The sequence below is a fragment of the Collinsella aerofaciens genome, from assembly GCF_009876115.1.
Classification (GTDB): Bacteria; Actinomycetota; Coriobacteriia; order Coriobacteriales; family Coriobacteriaceae; genus Collinsella; species Collinsella aerofaciens_N.
The window spans coordinates 163,796-179,490 of the sequence record NZ_WWSY01000002.1 but is presented as its reverse complement, the minus strand read 5'-3'; the positions used below and the strand labels follow the sequence as shown (position 1 = coordinate 179,490).

The window sequence follows — 15,695 nt, the reverse complement described above, 5'->3', positions numbered from 1 at the left end:
GGGTATCGGGTTCCCACATTCATCCGCACATGTGCGGATGAATGTGGGAGGTGTTCGGATAAAGTTGATAATCAAGGTGAAGTCTCCAGCTCCAGCTACATGGATGTGTTCTATCCGAAGTACCAGGTGACCTGGGATATGATGAACGTTGCCGGTCCGAACAGCATGTTCATGCACTGCCTGCCCGCCAACCGTGGCGAGGAAGTCGTCGACGAGGTCATGGACGATCCCGAGCGCTCCCTGTGCTGGGTCGAGGCCGAGAACCGCAAGCACTCCATTCGCGCCATCCTGGCCACTCTGTGCCCCCAGAGCGAGCCCGACGAGCAGAAGGCTGCGGCATACCGCGCCACCATCAATGAGCGCATGGCCGCTCTCGGTAAGCACGGTCTGTAAGACGTACCAGGTCGGGCGAGCTACGGCTCGCCCGCCTTCGCAGGAGATGGGCGACCTCATGGCCATCGGCGAGGAGAACTGCAAGGTCTCCGACGACAACCGAGTGCATCAAGGGCGCCGACTTCATCTACACCGACGTGTGGTATGGCCTGTACGATGCTTTCTGATGGGCGGCAGCAGATGCTTGTCTCTTGCTGCCCATCATCTGCGCCACTGCGCGTAGGCACTGGCGCCCTGTCTGAAGTTAAACAGACCTTTCGAGTGTGCACGAAGTGATTGCGCCAACAACGAAGCCCCAACCTGCTCGCTAACTCATGGGCAAGCCACCTGAGACTACTCATTTCCCCTACTAGCAATGAAGGCCTGCAACCTGCAGTTTTGCAAACTGCTTGAAAGGCGCCTGCGTTGATTCACTTCCTATTGCAGCTGGCGGCTCGCACACGAAAAGGCACTTGAGTTTCAAAGCGGGCGTTTTCGTCGATATCGAACCTCTAAAGGCTGTCCGCCGTGCCCTTTGGGACAAAAACGAAAACTCAAAGCCCCGAGTTTGGAATGAGTTTTTGAGATTGCCCCGGCTTTTGTCCCCGAAGCCGATGAAACACGACATAGTGTTACTTGGCGGCACTCGGTTTGAGACGGCATCGAAAACTGAGGACAACTGGAATGTCGGGACAGTAAAACTGAAGCCATCGAGTGGGAGTAGGCCGATAGGGTTCTGACCTGCGATTTTGAGTGCCGCACTGTGCCGCTGAGTTTCGTTTCGTACGAGAGTCATGACAAAGCCACCAGCGACGGAGATGAGTAAAAGCGATTAAAGAGCCTCCGTTCCCTGCGTTGGGACGGAGGCTCTTTCTTTGCCGTTTTACTCCCTTGTCTCCGTTCGGGGATTATTTCTTGCTCATTTAGGGCTATTCGCGCTGAAAGATTTTGACTAGCTTGGTGTCCTTTATTTCGTAGACAATGTCTGCGACGTTCTCGACCAGCCTCTTATCGTGGGAGACGAACACTATCGTTCCGGCATAGGCGCTCATCATCTGCTCGAGGGCTTCGGCGCTCTTGATGTCCAGGTAATTTCCAGGCTCGTCCATGAGCAAGATGTTGTATCTGCCCAGCAGCATCTTCGCGAGTAGCAGCTTGATGACTTCGCCTCCCGAGAGAACGCCAACGTCCTTTGTCAGGTCGCGCGGTCCGATTCCCATAGAGGCGAGGATGCCTCGAATTTCGGTCATGCTGTACTCGCAACCATCCTGCATGAACGAGATCGCAGACTGACGGGCGTCGAACTTGTAGCCTGTTTGCTCGAAGTAACCGATCTCTGCCTTGGGAGAGATGTTGATACCGTCGGCGCGTCGAGCGATTGCCTTCAGCAGGCTGGTCTTTCCTGTACCGTTGCCACCGGTGATGGCCACTTTGGCACCGAGCGGTATCTCGAATTTCGCGTGGTCATAGAGCATGCAGTTGCCGAAGCTCAAGCTGAAATCGTCTGCCGAGATGGGAAATTTACTATGCAGTTCCAGGGCCTTGCTCTGGCGGAACCGCACGGCGCGAATGCTATCTGGGGCCTCAATCCCTTCGAGCGCTTCGAGGCGCTTCTCCATGTCCTTAGCCGCCTGGTACATCCTCTTCTGTTTGGTGCCGGTTGCTTTCTGATGCCCCAATCGACCTGCATACTCGTTGCTTTTTTTCGCAGCCTTCCGCTTGGCGTCGACCTGCCGTGCTTTTTTCCGTTGTTTTTCGATGGCGGCTTCGAGGCGATCGCGCTCGCGCATCGCCTCTTCGTATCGAGTCGCCTGAGCTTTGCGCTCTTCTTCTTTCTGTCGCAGATAGTCGGAGTAGTCACCCCAGAATTCGGAAATACCGCCGTCTTTGAGCTCCCAGATCTTGTCTACCACCTGGTCGAGAAAATGACGGTCATGGCTCACGATGAGCAGAGCCCCATCAAATGCCTTGAGTTGTCCGACGAGAAGGCGGATGCCGTCTTGGTCGAGGTGGCTCGTAGGCTCGTCGGCGAAGATCGCGCTTGCATGCTGGGAGAGTGCAGAGGCAATCTTGGCGCGTGTTTCCTCCCCGCCGCTCATCGTCTCCTGCGCCACTCCGGCGACGTTGAGACGGGAGAGCATCTCACCACTGTCCTGAGCCGCATCAAGGTCGAGTTCATCGAGTTGGCCGATGAGGGCAATGCTGCCGAAGCGCCTGACGTCGGCGTCCGCAATGGTAAGATTGCCGCTCAGAATTTTAAGCAGGCTGGTTTTGCCTGCGCCATTGTCTCCCACCAAGCCGATGCGATCGTAGGAGTAGATTTCCAACTCTTCGATATCTAGGATATCGCGGCCGGCATATTCCAAAAAGATGTCTTTAGCTTTGACTATGAGTTCCATAGGTTGAACCGCCTTTTGTGTATTAGCGTTTTACTGGAAGCGCAGCCATGCCAAAAAAGATTGCTCACGTCGATTTTTCGCCTTTGCCCAATTGCCGGCGCGAGCGTTTTGACCTTGCGCAAGCCGGCAAATCCGAAAATGATAGTTGGCGACGAATAAGGAGCGCGATGCGGAATGTCGGTGCAATACCTCGTCGTCGCAAGGGCTTGAAGGCTGACGCTTGAACCGATGGCTGCTGCCTCTTTTTTTCGAATACTTGGGCTATTGAATCTGCCCGGTATCTCTTTTCCCCGCGTTTCGGACGCTCGGAGCAAGCAGCATAGCCATCGCAAGCAGTACCATGGTCGCTCCAGAGCCGACGAACCATAACGGAGCTCCAAGCAGATCCGCAAAAACGGAGGGGGCTGCGAGGCCCATGGGCATGGCCCACGCCATGATGGTTCCGTAGAGGCCGAAAACGCGGCCTAGGTACTCAGGAGGTATCTGCTCCTGCATAAGGGCAGTCTGGGTTCCCGCGTACAACGGGGAGCATGCGCCCATAAGAAAGCTCACCGGCAGGAAAGCAGCGAACAATGACGGGCCGAGCGATCCGGATACGATTGCGGCAATGCCGAAGCCGGCAATCGCGGCGACCATGGTGAACGACCTATTGCGGAACCCTCCCGTGGCCGCCAAAATGCCGGACCCAGCCAGCATGCCTGCAGAAAAAAGGATTTCCACCAAAGCGGCATCCCCCGTGCTACCGCCAAAATGCCCCAAGGTCATTATTGGGAACAATGCCGCGAGCGGAGAGAACGCGAAAGCGAAGACGAACCCGCACCAAAGAAGGGCGAACAGCCCCCTGTACTCCCTAATCAGCTTGTAGCCGTCCGAAATCTCAGAGAAGAGCTCTCGAACCTTATTGGAAAAGGACAAGCTGCGGTCGGCTTCATCGAGGCCCCCTGCGTCTATCTGTGCGGCGAGGACGGCTAAAGAAGCGAAAAGCGCTCCCAGCACGTCGAGGACAATCATAGCGGTAATGCCCGCCACGGGATAAATCACTGCTGCAAGCGCGGCGCCAAGAATGTATCCGCCGGACTGAATCGCCTGAGTCACCCCCGATAGGCGAACGAGATGCTCTGGCGGGGCGAGATGGGGCGTGAGAGATTGGGAGGCTGGCGTGTAGAACGAAGTACCAACTGCACGGAGAAACAGGGCGATGAGAATTAGCCATGCAGGTAAGCTGCCGGCCAACGAGGCAATCGCCAAGGCGGCACCCACCGCGGCAATGAAGAGGTCGGCGCCGATGAGGACACGTTTCAAAGGCAGTCTGTCGACAACGGCGCCCGCAAGGATTCCGAACAAAGCAATCGGCAGAAAGCCTGCCAGCGATGCTAAGGAGAGGAGAGAAGACGACCCTGTCGTGAGGGCGAGATGCCAAATAAGACCCATTTGGAGAATCGAACTCGTCAATGTCGAAACGAGCTCCCCGCCCCATACGAAACAAAGCTTGAATTGCCATGAATGGCACAGCAGAACAGACCTGCCCCGAGAGGTTTCAAATATCATGGTTATGTCCAATCGTGAAATGGCGTGCAGAAAAACAGCGCGACGCCACAACAGCGCCGCTTTCTAGGCGCTCATCCACGTGCGGAAAAGACCAACCACGACACCCCTCCTTTGTTAATTCGGTCTGGCAAACCATGTAATATTAACGAGGCTTGAGTTTGCCTGTCAAGAATCGAGCATCGGTAAGGGCAATCCTCTCTGGCCATTCGATTCCTTTTGTATCTTTGGTTGCATAGGTGACCCGCCAGGGCTATTACGCGTGGAAGAGGCGCCTGCCGAGCTGGCCGATGAGGCGCTGAAGATGGCCCTGGTCAGGCGAAACGATCCCAAGGGATGCGTACATCATTCGGATAGTAAGAATGTTGCCAGCAGGTTTTGCGGCAACCGCAAAGGAGCCGTATCCTGCAGCTGGAATCACGTTGCAGCATCCTGACCCGCATTCCGATTGGCGGACGGCCCGCTTCGGCATCCTGACCAGCACAGCGATCGAGCCTTGTCATTCCTTGGATATGCCGGTTGCTCGGGGCGGTCCCGACGGAGGCCCTCGCCTCCCCGGTCCGTGACCCAAGAAGGGCAAGCATGCTGATCTGCATGGCTGGTTCCTCCTTTATGTAGACGACCATGCAAAGAAGGGACAACCGAGGAGGCAGGTTACTGATGCGGGCTCCCGCACGCCCATGACTACCCGACGGGCTGTTTTTCATCTCCGATGCCCGCATTGCAGCATGAACGAATGTGCCTCGACATCTCTGCTGGCATGGTACGACTGGGATCGCACCTCGACGCATCCTTGCGCATACTGCCTTCCAAGTTTCGAAACCGGGAAGGAAAGTGTATGTGAGCGACGATATCGGCGCCGATTCGACGCTCGAGAGGGAGATTGCGCCGATTCTATCCATCGGGGATGCATTCCCGAAGATTCTCATCACTCGCACGAGGCATGAGCCCCATACCCGGGAGGGCGTGCTCGTGCTGAATTTCGCGAGGTGGCTGCTTGGCGGGTAGGGTTCTGAACGTCGCATTGGGATATCGCGCGACAGGGCACGCAGGGCTGTTTGTGCCCGCACGGGAAACGCCGTCGCCATGCGGGCGGCCTGTCGTGTCCGATTAGCCTTTTGCTAAACAGGCTTACGCCAACTCATGGGCAAGCCACCTGAGACTATTCACTTTGCTTATCGTTGACAAAGACCTGTGGCCTGCGGTTTTGTGAACGGCTCGTAAGCCACCCGCGTCGACTCACTTACTGTTGAAGCTGGTGGTTTGCAGGCTCAAAGGCGGTTGAGTTTCAAAACGGGCGTTTTTCGGCGATATCGAGCCTCCAAAGGCGGCTCTCCGTGCCCCTTGGGACAAAAATAAAAACTCAATACTCTGAGTTTGAAAATGGTTTTTGAAGTTGTCCCAGCTTTTGTCCCCGAAGCCGATGAAACGCGACGTCGCGTCATTCAGCGGCACTCACTTCGAGATGCCGCCGAAAACTGGGTGCAACTGGAGTGACGAGACGGCAAAACTATAACCACCGAGTGGGAATAGGCTGACAGGGCTAGCGAAACACAAACCAGCAGGTAGAAGCTCCTTACGTTCCCGTGAGGAGCTTCTTTTTTGCGAAGTTTGGTGCAAAAGTGGTTTTGGAGATGGCGAGAGACATCTTTCATTCAGAAGTGAGCGTCAGCCCCTACAAGAGGGACGGTAAGCAAGTCGGATGGAAGGGAACTCTCCACTATCACGACATGGGCGAGCTGGATTTGTTCGGCAAACCCAAGAGGAAGACAACGTCCAAGGCGGCTCTTACCAAGGGGAAGAGAGCGGCCACGGCTGAGCTTAAGCGGTGGCGCGATGACATGGAGAAAGAGGTCGAAAGCCCCGAAACGCACGATTCGGCGCGGGCGGATCGGGACCGAGCGCCGATCTAGAGGCACTCGGTCAGAATCTGGAACACCTCGCTGCGCTCCAGTTTCTTGGCGCAGCCGCCGGTGAGCACGCAGGTGTCCGCAACCTTGTGCAGCGTCTCGTCGGACGCGTCGGAGCCCATCTCGGCGAAGCTCGTGGGAAGCCCCATCTCGCCGATGAACGTCTGCAGGCGGTCGATGCCCTCGAGCGCCACCGTAAGGTCGTCTTTGCCCTTGGCGTCGACGTCCCACACCTCGCGCGCCCAGCGGGCGAACTGCGCGGGCGCCTCGGGGGCCAGGTGGCGGTAGAGCGCAGGGTGGATGACCGCGAGGCCCATTCCGTGGTTGGTGTGGGTGTACGCGCCGTACTGGTGCTGGATCATGTGCGTCTGGAAGTCCGTTGACTTGCCGATCTTGAGCACGCCGTTCTCGGCCATGGCGGAGTCGTATACGAGCTCGCTTCTGGCATCGAAGTTCTGGTCGTCGTCCGCGATGAGGCGCATGTTGCGGATGACGTTACGCTGGATGGCGAGGTTGATGTCGTCGGTGACGTTGCGTCCGCGCGGGCTTCCGAAATAGCTCTCCATGCAGTGCGAGAGCGTGTCGAACGCGCAGCTCATGAACTGCGCGTGCGGTACGGTGAGCGTGAGCGCCGGGTCGAGCGCCGCCCACATGGGCATCGCCCCCAGATAGGCGCCCTTCACGTGCGTCTCCTCGTTGGTGATGACGGCGCCGTTGTTCTGCTCGGCACCCGTGCCGGAGAGCGTAACGATGCAGCCCATGGGGATGAACGAACTCGGCATCTTGCCGTCGGCGTGCTCGAACGTCTCGATGTCCTCGTCAAGCATCGCCTGCGCGGAGACCACCTTGCAGCAGTCGAAGACCGACCCGCCGCCGACGGCGAGAATGAAGTCGACCTGCTCCTCGCGTGCGAGCGCGGCGCCTTCCTGGCACTTCTCGTAGGTCGGATTGGGCATGATGCCGCCGAAGTCCACCACGCGCTTGCCCGCGCTCGTGAGCTTGTCGACCACGTGGCCGTAGACGCCGGTTCGTTTGACCGAGCCTCCGCCGTAGGCGAGCATCACTGTCTTGCCCATGGCACCCATCTCGGCGTCGAGTGCCTGGTCCATGGCCCCCTCGCCGAAGTAGTTCCTGACCGGGTAGTCGTACGTGAATGAGTTCATGGCAATTCCTCCTAGTAAGTTATCAGTGCGGTCTGACCGCTCGTCTACACGTTGCGCACGAGCCCGGACATCCATTCGATGGTGGCGGGGTCGTGGTGGTCGAAGAACGCGCTGCGCCCGGTGTCGAGCGCGGCGATGGCGACCATCTCGTCGTCGCCCAGCGCGAAGTCGAAGACGTCGAAGTTTTGCTCCATGCGATCGCGGTGCGTGCTCTTAGGGATGCAGACCACACCGCGCTGCAGCAGCCAGCGCAGCACGACCTGGGCGACCGTCTTGCCGTGCGCCTCGCCGATGCGAGCGAGGACCTCGTTGCGGAAGAGGTCGTTTCTGCCCTCCGCAAAGGGCGCCCAGCCCTCTATGGCTACCTCCTTGCCGACCATGTACTCCTGCGCCTCGCGCTGCTGGAAGAACACGTTGCACTCGACTTGGTTCACAGCGGGGGCGATACGGTTGAACGAGATGAGGTTTGCGAGATGATCGGGGTAGAAGTTAGCTGTGCCTATGGCGCGGATAACGCCCTGCTCGTAGAGCTCCTCCATGGCGCGCCACGCGCCGAAGACGTCGCCGAACGGCTGGTGGATGAGGTAGAGGTCGACGTAGTCGAGCCCCAGCCGCTTGAGCGACGCGTCGAAGCCGCGCTTGGCCCCCTCGTAGCTCGCATCCGACATCCACAGCTTGGTCGTCACGAACACCTCGTCGCGCGGCAGGCCGCTCGCACGAATGGCGGCCCCGACCGCCTCTTCGTTGCCGTAGCTCGCGGCCGTGTCGAGCAGCCGGTAGCCGACCGAGAGCGCGTCCTCCACGGCGCGCTGGCATTCCGCGGCGTCCGGAATCTGGTACACGCCGAAGCCGAGCTGCGGCATCCTGACGCCGTTGTTCAAGGTGATGTAGTTCATGGTGCCTTCCTTTCTCGCAACTTGACGTATCCACCATACGAGGGGAGCCGCGTCGGCGGAAGTTTCCGTTGGTGAGGGTTCTATAACGCTGGGGTGTGCACGGTGTTATAACCCGCGGGTTCTAGGCGTCACCTCAAAGAGATCGGCGCCGAGCTCGTCGGCGATGGCCTGAGCTACGACAGCGGTGTGGCCCTGTGCCGAGTAGTAGGCCACGAGGACGTTGCCGTCTGCAGCGGGCACTGCGGCGGGCTCGTCCTCGACAGTCGACTGGTCCTCGGCGGCGGCTTGGTTGGTCCGTTATTGTCTGAGCGCTACTCCTGCGCGTCGAAATCGGGGCGTATGGCCAGGTAGCCCGCGAGTGCTTCCTCAGTGGCGGTGTAGTAGGTCATGGTCCCGTCGAGCTTGGCAATTTCAGCCATCTCGTCTTCGGTGAGGGAGAAGTCGAAGATGTTCGCGTTGTCGGCGATGTGGGCGGGGTTCTTGGAGCCGGGGATGATGGAGGTGCCCATTTGCACGTGCCAGCGCAGGATCACCTGGGCCGGGGTCTTGCCGTACTTCTCGGCGAGAGCGACGAAGACGGGCTCCTCCAGAAGACCTTTGTCGCCGTGGCCGAGCGGGTACCACGCCTCGATCACCGTGCCGTACGGCGCGAGGTAGGCGCGCAGGTCGCGCTGGGCGTGGTAGGGGTGGCACTCAACGGTCACGAGCTGCGGCTTGATGCCGGCGACCTCGATGACCTCGGCGATCTTGTCTTGCGGGAAGTTGGAGAGGCCGAGGGCGCGCACCTTGCCCGCGCGGTACGCCTCCTCCATCGTGCGCCACGCGGCCAGGTAGTCGCCTACCGGCTGGTGCAGGATGAGCATGTCGACGTAGTCGAGCCCCAGGCGCTGGAGCGTGGCGTCCACCGCCGGCATGCCTGCGTCGTAGACGCTCGGCCAGAGCTTGGTGGAGACGAAGATCTTGCCGCGCGCGATGCCGCTCTTGGCGATGGCACGGCCCACGGCGTGCTCGTTCATGTAGGCGTTGGCGGTGTCGATGTGCTCGTAGCCAGCCGCGAGCGCGGCGGTTGCGGCCGCCTCGGCCTCGACCGGGGTCATGAGGAAGGTGCCCAAACCTTCGATGGGTATCTCTACGTCGTTGTTGAGCTTCAGATACTCCATGGTCTCCTCCTTAATGGTGACTTTTCGAATACGAGGCTACGGCGTTTACTGACGCGCGAGAAGTTCACGTTGGAATGATGGATATAACCATGAGGTATATACGGCACATAATGCGTGACAGGAGGATCGATGTACAACCCACAGCTTGACACTTTCATCCGCGTGGCGGAGGCGGGCAGCTTCTCCAAGGCGGCACAAGAGTCCTTCATCACGCCCACGGCCGTCATCAAGCAGATGAACCTGCTGGAGTCGCGGCTAGGCCTTACGCTGTTCCACCGATCGCATCAGGGGCTTTCGCTTACGCGAGCAGGCAGGTCGCTGCTCGCCGACGCCCGCCATATCGTGCAGTACTCTCAAGAATCAATCGCACGCGCCCGCGTCGCCGAGCGCGGAGAGAAGCGCATCATCCGCGTGGGAGTGTCGCTCATGACGCCCAGCACGCCGCTCACGAAGCTATGGCCGAAGGTGAAGGAACGTTGCCCTGGCATGAGCCTTCAGGTGGTCACGTTTGAAAACACACCCTCGGCGGCGCGCGGTTTGGCGAACCTCGGGCAAGACATGGATATCGTGGTGGGGATTTTCGACGATGCCTTTCTTAAAGAGCGCGGATGCCTGGGCCTCGAGCTTTCGCGCGAGCCGCTCTGGTGCGCCGTTCCCGTCGACAGCGAGCTCGCCAAACGCGACATCGTCACATTCGACGACCTCCACAATCACAGTCTTATGCTTATACGCCGGGGCTGGAACACCGAAATCGACCGCGTACGCGACGAGATACTCTTGCATCATCCTCAAATCGCGCTCGTAGACTTCCCGCAATATCGGGTGGAGGTGTTCAATCGCGGCGCGAACGAGGACCTCGCGCTTGCGACGCTGCCGTTGTGGGCCAACGTCCACCCCATGCTCAAAACCGTCCCTACCGATTGGGACTGTCTCGTGTCTTACGGGCTGCTTCATTCGCCGCACCCCGCAGACCATGTGCGGGAGTTCCTCGATGCGGTGTCTGCCGTGCTCGAGGCAAAGCATCGATAGGCAATCGCGAACAGATGCGCTTATGCCTATGGGAATAACGGGAACTGGCTTCTGAGCTTGCGTTTTGATACCGTCGAGTACCGCCCGATGTTGTTTCGGCGTCGCCATAGAGCAAAGCCATCAGCGAAATAACGGGAATAACAGCCTCCGAACCTTCTGTTCGGAGGCTTTCTTTTTGCATGTCTGCCTAAACGACTCCTTGCCAAAGCCCCTTGAGCATCGGGCGGCATTATTGAGCGTGGGCGCTATCGTAGGTATCTTTGATCTCTTCCGGCAAATCGTCGGGAATCAGCGCCTTCACTCTATCCTCGTTGCCATCTTGGATCGCCTGCTCGTAGTACCAGCATTTGAACTTCAACATATCCAGCGCACGGTTCATGTTCGCGATTTCCGATTCCATGTGGGCCTTCCGCTCCTCGAACATGGCCTTGCGCTTGGGATATGTCGATGGGCCCTCCGCGCACCATTCCATGAACAGCCGGATGTCCTTGATCTCCATCCCAGCCTTCTTTAAGCATTCGATGACCCGAAGCGCCTCGAGTTCCGTATCGCCGAATCGGCGAATGCCGGATGTTCGCTCCAATTCCGGGAACAATCCCTGCTTGTCGTAATAGCGCAGCGTGGAAACGGGCAGACCGAACATATCCGCCACCTGTCCGATTGTGTACATGGTCCCTCCGGACAAATCTCGAATTTACTCCTTGACCTAAAGTTAGGTTTAGGTATTACCTTTATTTTCGTCAATATATATAAGGAGTGCAAGGGATTTTCGCCAAAGGCGCGCGCTTGCCGGAACGATTTTCGCCGGCGGCGTGAACGGCGTGGGCGAAATCGCCGGGCATCCCGCTCTGGAGCAGGCGCATCGAATGGGCATGGAAATCTAGGCGCGGCTTAGCTGCGCGAAAGCAGTTTGTACTCAAAACCATCGACAGGAGGAATCAAACATGACGATTAAGCAGACAGCGGGCAGGGATGCCCTGGGGGACTTTGCCCCCAAATTTGCGCAGCTCAATGACGATGTGCTGTTCGGCGAGGTATGGAGTCGAGAAGACGGGCTTTCCCTTCGAGATCGCAGCATAGTGACGGTGGTTGCCCTAATGGCGCAGGGCCTGACGGACTCTTCGTTTCAATATCATCTGATGTCCGCAAAGAACAATGGCGTGACCAGGGCTGAGATAGCGGAAATCCTTACGCATGCGGCGTTTTATGCGGGATGGCCCAAGGCGTGGGCGGCCTTTCGCATGGCGAAGGAGGTCTGGGCGGATGACAATGCCGCTGATGCAAGAGCTAAGCATCAAAACGAGATGGCCTTTCCCATCGGTGCCCCCAACGACGCATTTGCGAAGTACTTTATCGGGCAAAGCTACCTCGCGCCCCTTTCCACCGAGCAGGTCGGCATTTACAACGTTACGTTCGAGCCGGGCTGCCGCAACAACTGGCACACCCATCACGCCAAAAGCGGCGGCGGGCAGATCCTCGTCTGCGTGGCTGGTCGAGGGCTTTATCAGGAATGGGGCAAACCGGCACAGGAGCTGTGCCCTGGCGATGTAGTAAATATTCCCGCGGGCGTAAAGCACTGGCACGGTGCGGCGCCCGACAGCTGGTTCTCCCATCTCGCGATGGAGGTTCCGGGCGAGAAGGCCTCCAACGAGTGGTTGGAGCCCGTGAATGACGAGCAGTACCTTAAAGCGACTGACAAGGAGGCTTAGGCATGGAGCAGTTGAAACTGACGCAGGAATGGGACAAGGTGTTCCCCAAAAACGACAAGGTTGAGCACAGCAAGGCGACCTTCCACAACCGATACGGCATCACGCTGGTGGCTGACGTTTACGTGCCTAAGAACGCGGAAGGCAAACTGCCCGCCATCGCCGTCAGCGGCCCGTTTGGCGCGGTGAAGGAACAGTCCTCCGGTCTGTACGCGCAGAAAATGGCGGAGCTGGGCTTTTTCGCAATTGCCTTCGACCCGTCCTATACCGGCGAGAGCGGCGGCACGCCCCGCTATGTAGCATCGCCGGACATCAACACCGAGGACTTCTGCGCAGCGGTGGATTTCCTCTCTGTGCAGGAAAGCGTTGACCCGGAGCGTATCGGCATCATCGGTATCTGCGGTTGGGGCGGCATGGCAGTCAATGCGGCGGCCATCGACACCCGTATCAAAGCTACCGCGGCTATGACCATGTACGATATGACTCGCGTGACCGCAAACGGCTATTTTGACGCCGAGGATTCCGAGCAGGCACGCTTTGAGAAGCGAAGAGCACTGAACGCGCAGCGCACCGAGGACTATAAAAACGGCAGCTATGCGCTGGCGGGCGGCGTGGTCGATCCGCTACCGGAGGATGCGCCGCAGTTTGTAGCGGACTATTATGCCTACTACAAAACTCCGCGAGGCTATCATCCCCGCAGCCTGAACTCCAACGGTGGCTGGAATGCGACGTCTTCGCTGTCATTTTTGAATATGCCGATTTTGCAATACAGCAGCGAAATCCGCTCTGCTGTGTTGCTGGTGCATGGCGAGAAGGCGCACTCCCGCTATTTCAGCGAAACCGCGTACGGCAAGCTGACGGGGGACAACAAGGAATTGCTCATTATCCCTGGTGCCAGCCACACCGACCTTTACGATCAGATGGACATCATTCCGTTTGGAAAGCTGAAGGCATTCTTTGAGGAATATCTGAAATAAGGCGCACCTTGATTCAATGCCAAGCCCCCAGCAACGATTCTTCCAGTCATGGTCACAGCATACGGCTTCTGACCTGCTGAAACGCGCAGGGATAAAGCCGCTAGCTATGATTCCTTCCTCGAAATAGGTGAAGAGGGGCTGAAATAGCGGATTCACGTCCTCAGCCAAGATGTCTGCAACTTGCAATCCGACCTGTTTTGTCCTTGGGACAAAAATGAAACTGCGGGCCTTCGATGCCGAAAAGTTTTCTGCGTTGCTCCACGTTTTGTCTCAAACTCCTACGCGAAGACACACGGCGAGATTCGGTGGCAAGACACCTAAAGCCGACGACCCAACTGGAGTTGACTGGAATGGCACAACAATAAACGAGCGTGAAAGAGTGGGAATAGCTGATATTCGGCGATTTCAAGCTCCTGACCTGCATCGACAGGTCAGGAGCTTTTCTTTTGGCAGCCTCCGGGCAACCTCCAGGCAACCCCTACGGCTTCATACCGCGATTCATGTCGCTCCTAATCAACATCCGCGATGCTTCGCGAGCGCGCAGCACGAGTGTGGAAATACGGACGCACGAGCGTGGATTTTCGGACGCCTGATGAATGAGAGTGGATAATCTCCCACATTGAGCCCCAAGCAAGGCTCAATGTGGGAGATTATCCACTCTCATTTTTTCGACATGTGCCGTGTTGGTAGCTCTGGTGTGCGCCGAGCGCGTGCGGCTAACGTCGCAAAATAGGGCTTTGTGCTGGCAGTTGTCGTAATAAGCCCTCACGTTGTCAAGGGATTGGAAGGGGTCTAGGTATTCAGCCGTGACGGCGGAGACATCGCGCCCATGCGCTTCATTAGTCTTATCGGATTTTCGAACTATTTGCGGCGGTAGATGAGTGTGAGCAAATGCTAGCGAGCCTTTTCACCATGTCGCCGTTCTCGTCAACGAAGATACTGGGCTCTTTGGCCAATGGGGCTCCTAATGGAAATAAATATAAAATAGCCGGGGAACTTTCCTGGCACTTGGAGGTAGCCAAAAGAGCCGTAAGTAACTATATGGCAAACGCCGACGGTGAACGTAGGGGGGCGTGGGATGAAGTTGATAATCAAGGGTTCTTCTGCGGTGGTCACAAATCAGCAGGCAACTAAAAGATAGGAGGTTCACTAGGCGTAAAATCTTTAAACAGTATGAACAAATTTCATTTCGCGGATACGCGCCTTCGGTTCATGAAGTGCCTCGCGATAATTTCTCGCCCTATATAAGGCAGGCGGACATACCGAGAAGGGAGAACCATGGGAAAGAGCATTAATGATATGAAGATGCCTGACTTCGGGAATATGGCCAAGGGCATGGTGCAGGGGGCCGCGAACGGAGCGAAGAGGATTCATCAGGCTTTCGGCGGTGAATACGGGGATTCATTCGAGGGAAATGTCGTTGCTGAGAATGGCGAATATATCCTACCGGATCCGATAATTGACGACCGCGAATGTGAAGAGATCGACTCCCTCGCCAAACGCTACGAGAAGATGACCTCTCCCGGTATTCTGGCAAAAGCCGGGAGGAAAGCCGATGAACTCACGCCCGCTCCGGTCAAGGAGATTGCCGGTAAAGTTAGTGACATCGCCAGGGATACATTCGAGGATCTGACGGAGCAGGAGCTCATGGCGGCTGCCATCAAGAAGGCTGCCGATGGCTTCGGAGAGCTCGAGAAACAGGCGGCAAAGGCAAGCGTGAGCAAAGAACACGTCATACAGTGCGTCAACGCGGGAAAACAGGCACAAAAGGTTTCGGATATTTCGCAAATCTGTCTGCTGCGCGCATATGACGTCGCTGCCGTCTCGGCCAAGGAGCGCCCGCAGCACATGGGAATCGCACTTGCCGAGGGCGGAGGAACGGGTGCTATCGGGTTCTGGGGTCTCCCTGCAAACATCGCGCTCAGCATGCTTGTTTATTTCAGGGCAGTCCAGTCAGTGGCCATGTTCTATGGCTACGACGTCAAAGAAGACCCCGCAGAGCTCATCATTGCCAGCGAGGTGTTCCAAAGGGCGATGTCGCCGTGCCCCAAGGGGAACCCAGCTACTGATTATATCGGGAAGGTTCTCGTATATGCCGAGAGCGCGGCCGTGAAACAAGCCGCAAAGAAGGGCTGGACCGCGATGGTCGAGAAAGGTGGCGCCGCGCTCGCTATCGCCCAGATGCGCGCGCTCGCCAACAAAGCAGCCCAAAAGGCTTTGGAGAACGGTGGCAAGAAGGCAATCGAGGCTGGCGTATTTAAGAAAACCCTTACTCAAATTGGTCAGAAGCTGACTCTGAAGAACGTCGGCAGACTTGTTCCCGTGGTGGGAGCGGGTTTCGGTGCCTTTTTTGACACAGCGCAAATGAACAGTATCCTAGACTTCGCCGACCTCTTCTACCACAAGCGTTTCATTGTCGAGAAGGAACAACGTGTGCAGAGGCTTACGGGAGAAACGGCTGAGTTTGCAGAGAGTTAGAGTCGTCAACTAGACCTGTCGGGCGCAACTCCATGCGCCGAAACGTAATCAATCGGAAGC

At 57.6% G+C, this 15,695-nt stretch carries 13 protein-coding genes and 1 pseudogene; 7 read left to right on the top strand and 7 right to left on the bottom strand.

Annotation, left to right across the window (positions count from 1 at the left end):
- Nucleotides 1–393, top strand: a pseudogene (locus tag GT571_RS02690) (hypothetical protein); the annotation flags it as partial.
- A gap of 908 nt (nt 394–1,301) precedes the next feature.
- On the opposite strand, the gene abc-f reads toward GT571_RS02690, so the two are convergent.
- A complete protein-coding gene (abc-f, locus tag GT571_RS02685; RefSeq protein ID WP_005987409.1) occupies nt 1,302–2,771 on the bottom strand; it encodes a ribosomal protection-like ABC-F family protein in 1,470 nt (489 codons plus the stop codon).
- Between the two features lie 261 nt (nt 2,772–3,032).
- Entirely contained in the window at nt 3,033–4,319 is a 1,287-nt protein-coding gene (locus GT571_RS02680) for an MFS transporter (RefSeq protein ID WP_005987410.1), read from the bottom strand.
- A gap of 837 nt (nt 4,320–5,156) precedes the next feature.
- On the opposite strand from GT571_RS02680, the gene GT571_RS02675 reads away from it, so the two are divergent.
- Together GT571_RS02675 and GT571_RS02670 are read left to right on the top strand one after the other, a co-directional pair.
- The gene (locus GT571_RS02675; protein WP_157966984.1) at nt 5,157–5,324 is read left to right on the top strand and encodes a hypothetical protein; all 168 of its coding nucleotides are present in this window, start codon (nt 5,157–5,159) and stop codon (nt 5,322–5,324) included.
- A 626-nt stretch (nt 5,325–5,950) separates the two neighbouring features.
- Nucleotides 5,951–6,229: a hypothetical protein gene (locus GT571_RS02670; protein ID WP_161155298.1), complete on the top strand. Its 279-nt coding sequence runs from the start codon at nt 5,951–5,953 to the stop codon at nt 6,227–6,229.
- Here GT571_RS02670 and GT571_RS02665 read toward each other — a convergent pair.
- From GT571_RS02665 to GT571_RS02655, 4 genes are all read right to left on the bottom strand, one after another.
- On the bottom strand, nt 6,226–7,389 hold the full coding sequence (locus GT571_RS02665) for an iron-containing alcohol dehydrogenase (RefSeq protein ID WP_161155296.1): 1,164 nt from the start codon (nt 7,387–7,389) through the stop codon (nt 6,226–6,228). The genes GT571_RS02670 and GT571_RS02665 overlap by 4 nt on opposite strands.
- Before the next feature lie 44 nt (nt 7,390–7,433).
- Nucleotides 7,434–8,285: an aldo/keto reductase gene (locus GT571_RS02660; protein WP_161155294.1), complete on the bottom strand. Its 852-nt coding sequence runs from the start codon at nt 8,283–8,285 to the stop codon at nt 7,434–7,436.
- Between the two features lie 105 nt (nt 8,286–8,390).
- Entirely contained in the window at nt 8,391–8,525 is a 135-nt protein-coding gene (locus GT571_RS10145) for a flavodoxin (protein ID WP_267473384.1), read from the bottom strand.
- Nucleotides 8,526–8,596: 71 nt separating this feature from the next.
- Entirely contained in the window at nt 8,597–9,445 is an 849-nt protein-coding gene (locus tag GT571_RS02655) for an aldo/keto reductase (RefSeq protein WP_161155292.1), read from the bottom strand.
- 129 nt (nt 9,446–9,574) lie between these two features.
- Here GT571_RS02655 and GT571_RS02650 point away from each other — a divergent pair, with 129 nt between their 5' ends.
- Nucleotides 9,575–10,474 carry a LysR family transcriptional regulator gene (locus GT571_RS02650; RefSeq protein WP_161155290.1) on the top strand — a complete coding sequence of 300 codons (900 nt, stop codon included), beginning with the start codon at nt 9,575–9,577 and terminating at the stop codon, nt 10,472–10,474.
- A gap of 229 nt (nt 10,475–10,703) precedes the next feature.
- Here GT571_RS02650 and GT571_RS02645 read toward each other — a convergent pair whose 3' ends face one another.
- Nucleotides 10,704–11,144 (bottom strand): MerR family transcriptional regulator, encoded by a 441-nt coding sequence (locus tag GT571_RS02645; protein ID WP_161155288.1) that lies wholly within the window; start codon nt 11,142–11,144, stop codon nt 10,704–10,706.
- Nucleotides 11,145–11,418: 274 nt separating this feature from the next.
- Here GT571_RS02645 and GT571_RS02640 point away from each other — a divergent pair, with 274 nt between their 5' ends.
- The 3 genes from GT571_RS02640 to GT571_RS02630 all read left to right on the top strand — a co-directional run bounded on the left by GT571_RS02640 (nt 11,419) and on the right by GT571_RS02630 (nt 15,635).
- Complete coding sequence (locus GT571_RS02640) at nt 11,419–12,183, top strand: carboxymuconolactone decarboxylase family protein (RefSeq protein WP_161155286.1); 765 nt, start codon at nt 11,419–11,421, stop codon at nt 12,181–12,183.
- A gap of 2 nt (nt 12,184–12,185) precedes the next feature.
- On the top strand, nt 12,186–13,157 hold the full coding sequence (locus tag GT571_RS02635; protein WP_161155284.1) for an alpha/beta hydrolase: 972 nt from the start codon (nt 12,186–12,188) through the stop codon (nt 13,155–13,157).
- A gap of 1,278 nt (nt 13,158–14,435) precedes the next feature.
- Nucleotides 14,436–15,635 carry an EcsC family protein gene (locus tag GT571_RS02630; protein WP_161155282.1) on the top strand — a complete coding sequence of 400 codons (1,200 nt, stop codon included), beginning with the start codon at nt 14,436–14,438 and terminating at the stop codon, nt 15,633–15,635.
- The last annotated feature ends 60 nt before the right edge of the window (nt 15,636–15,695 follow it).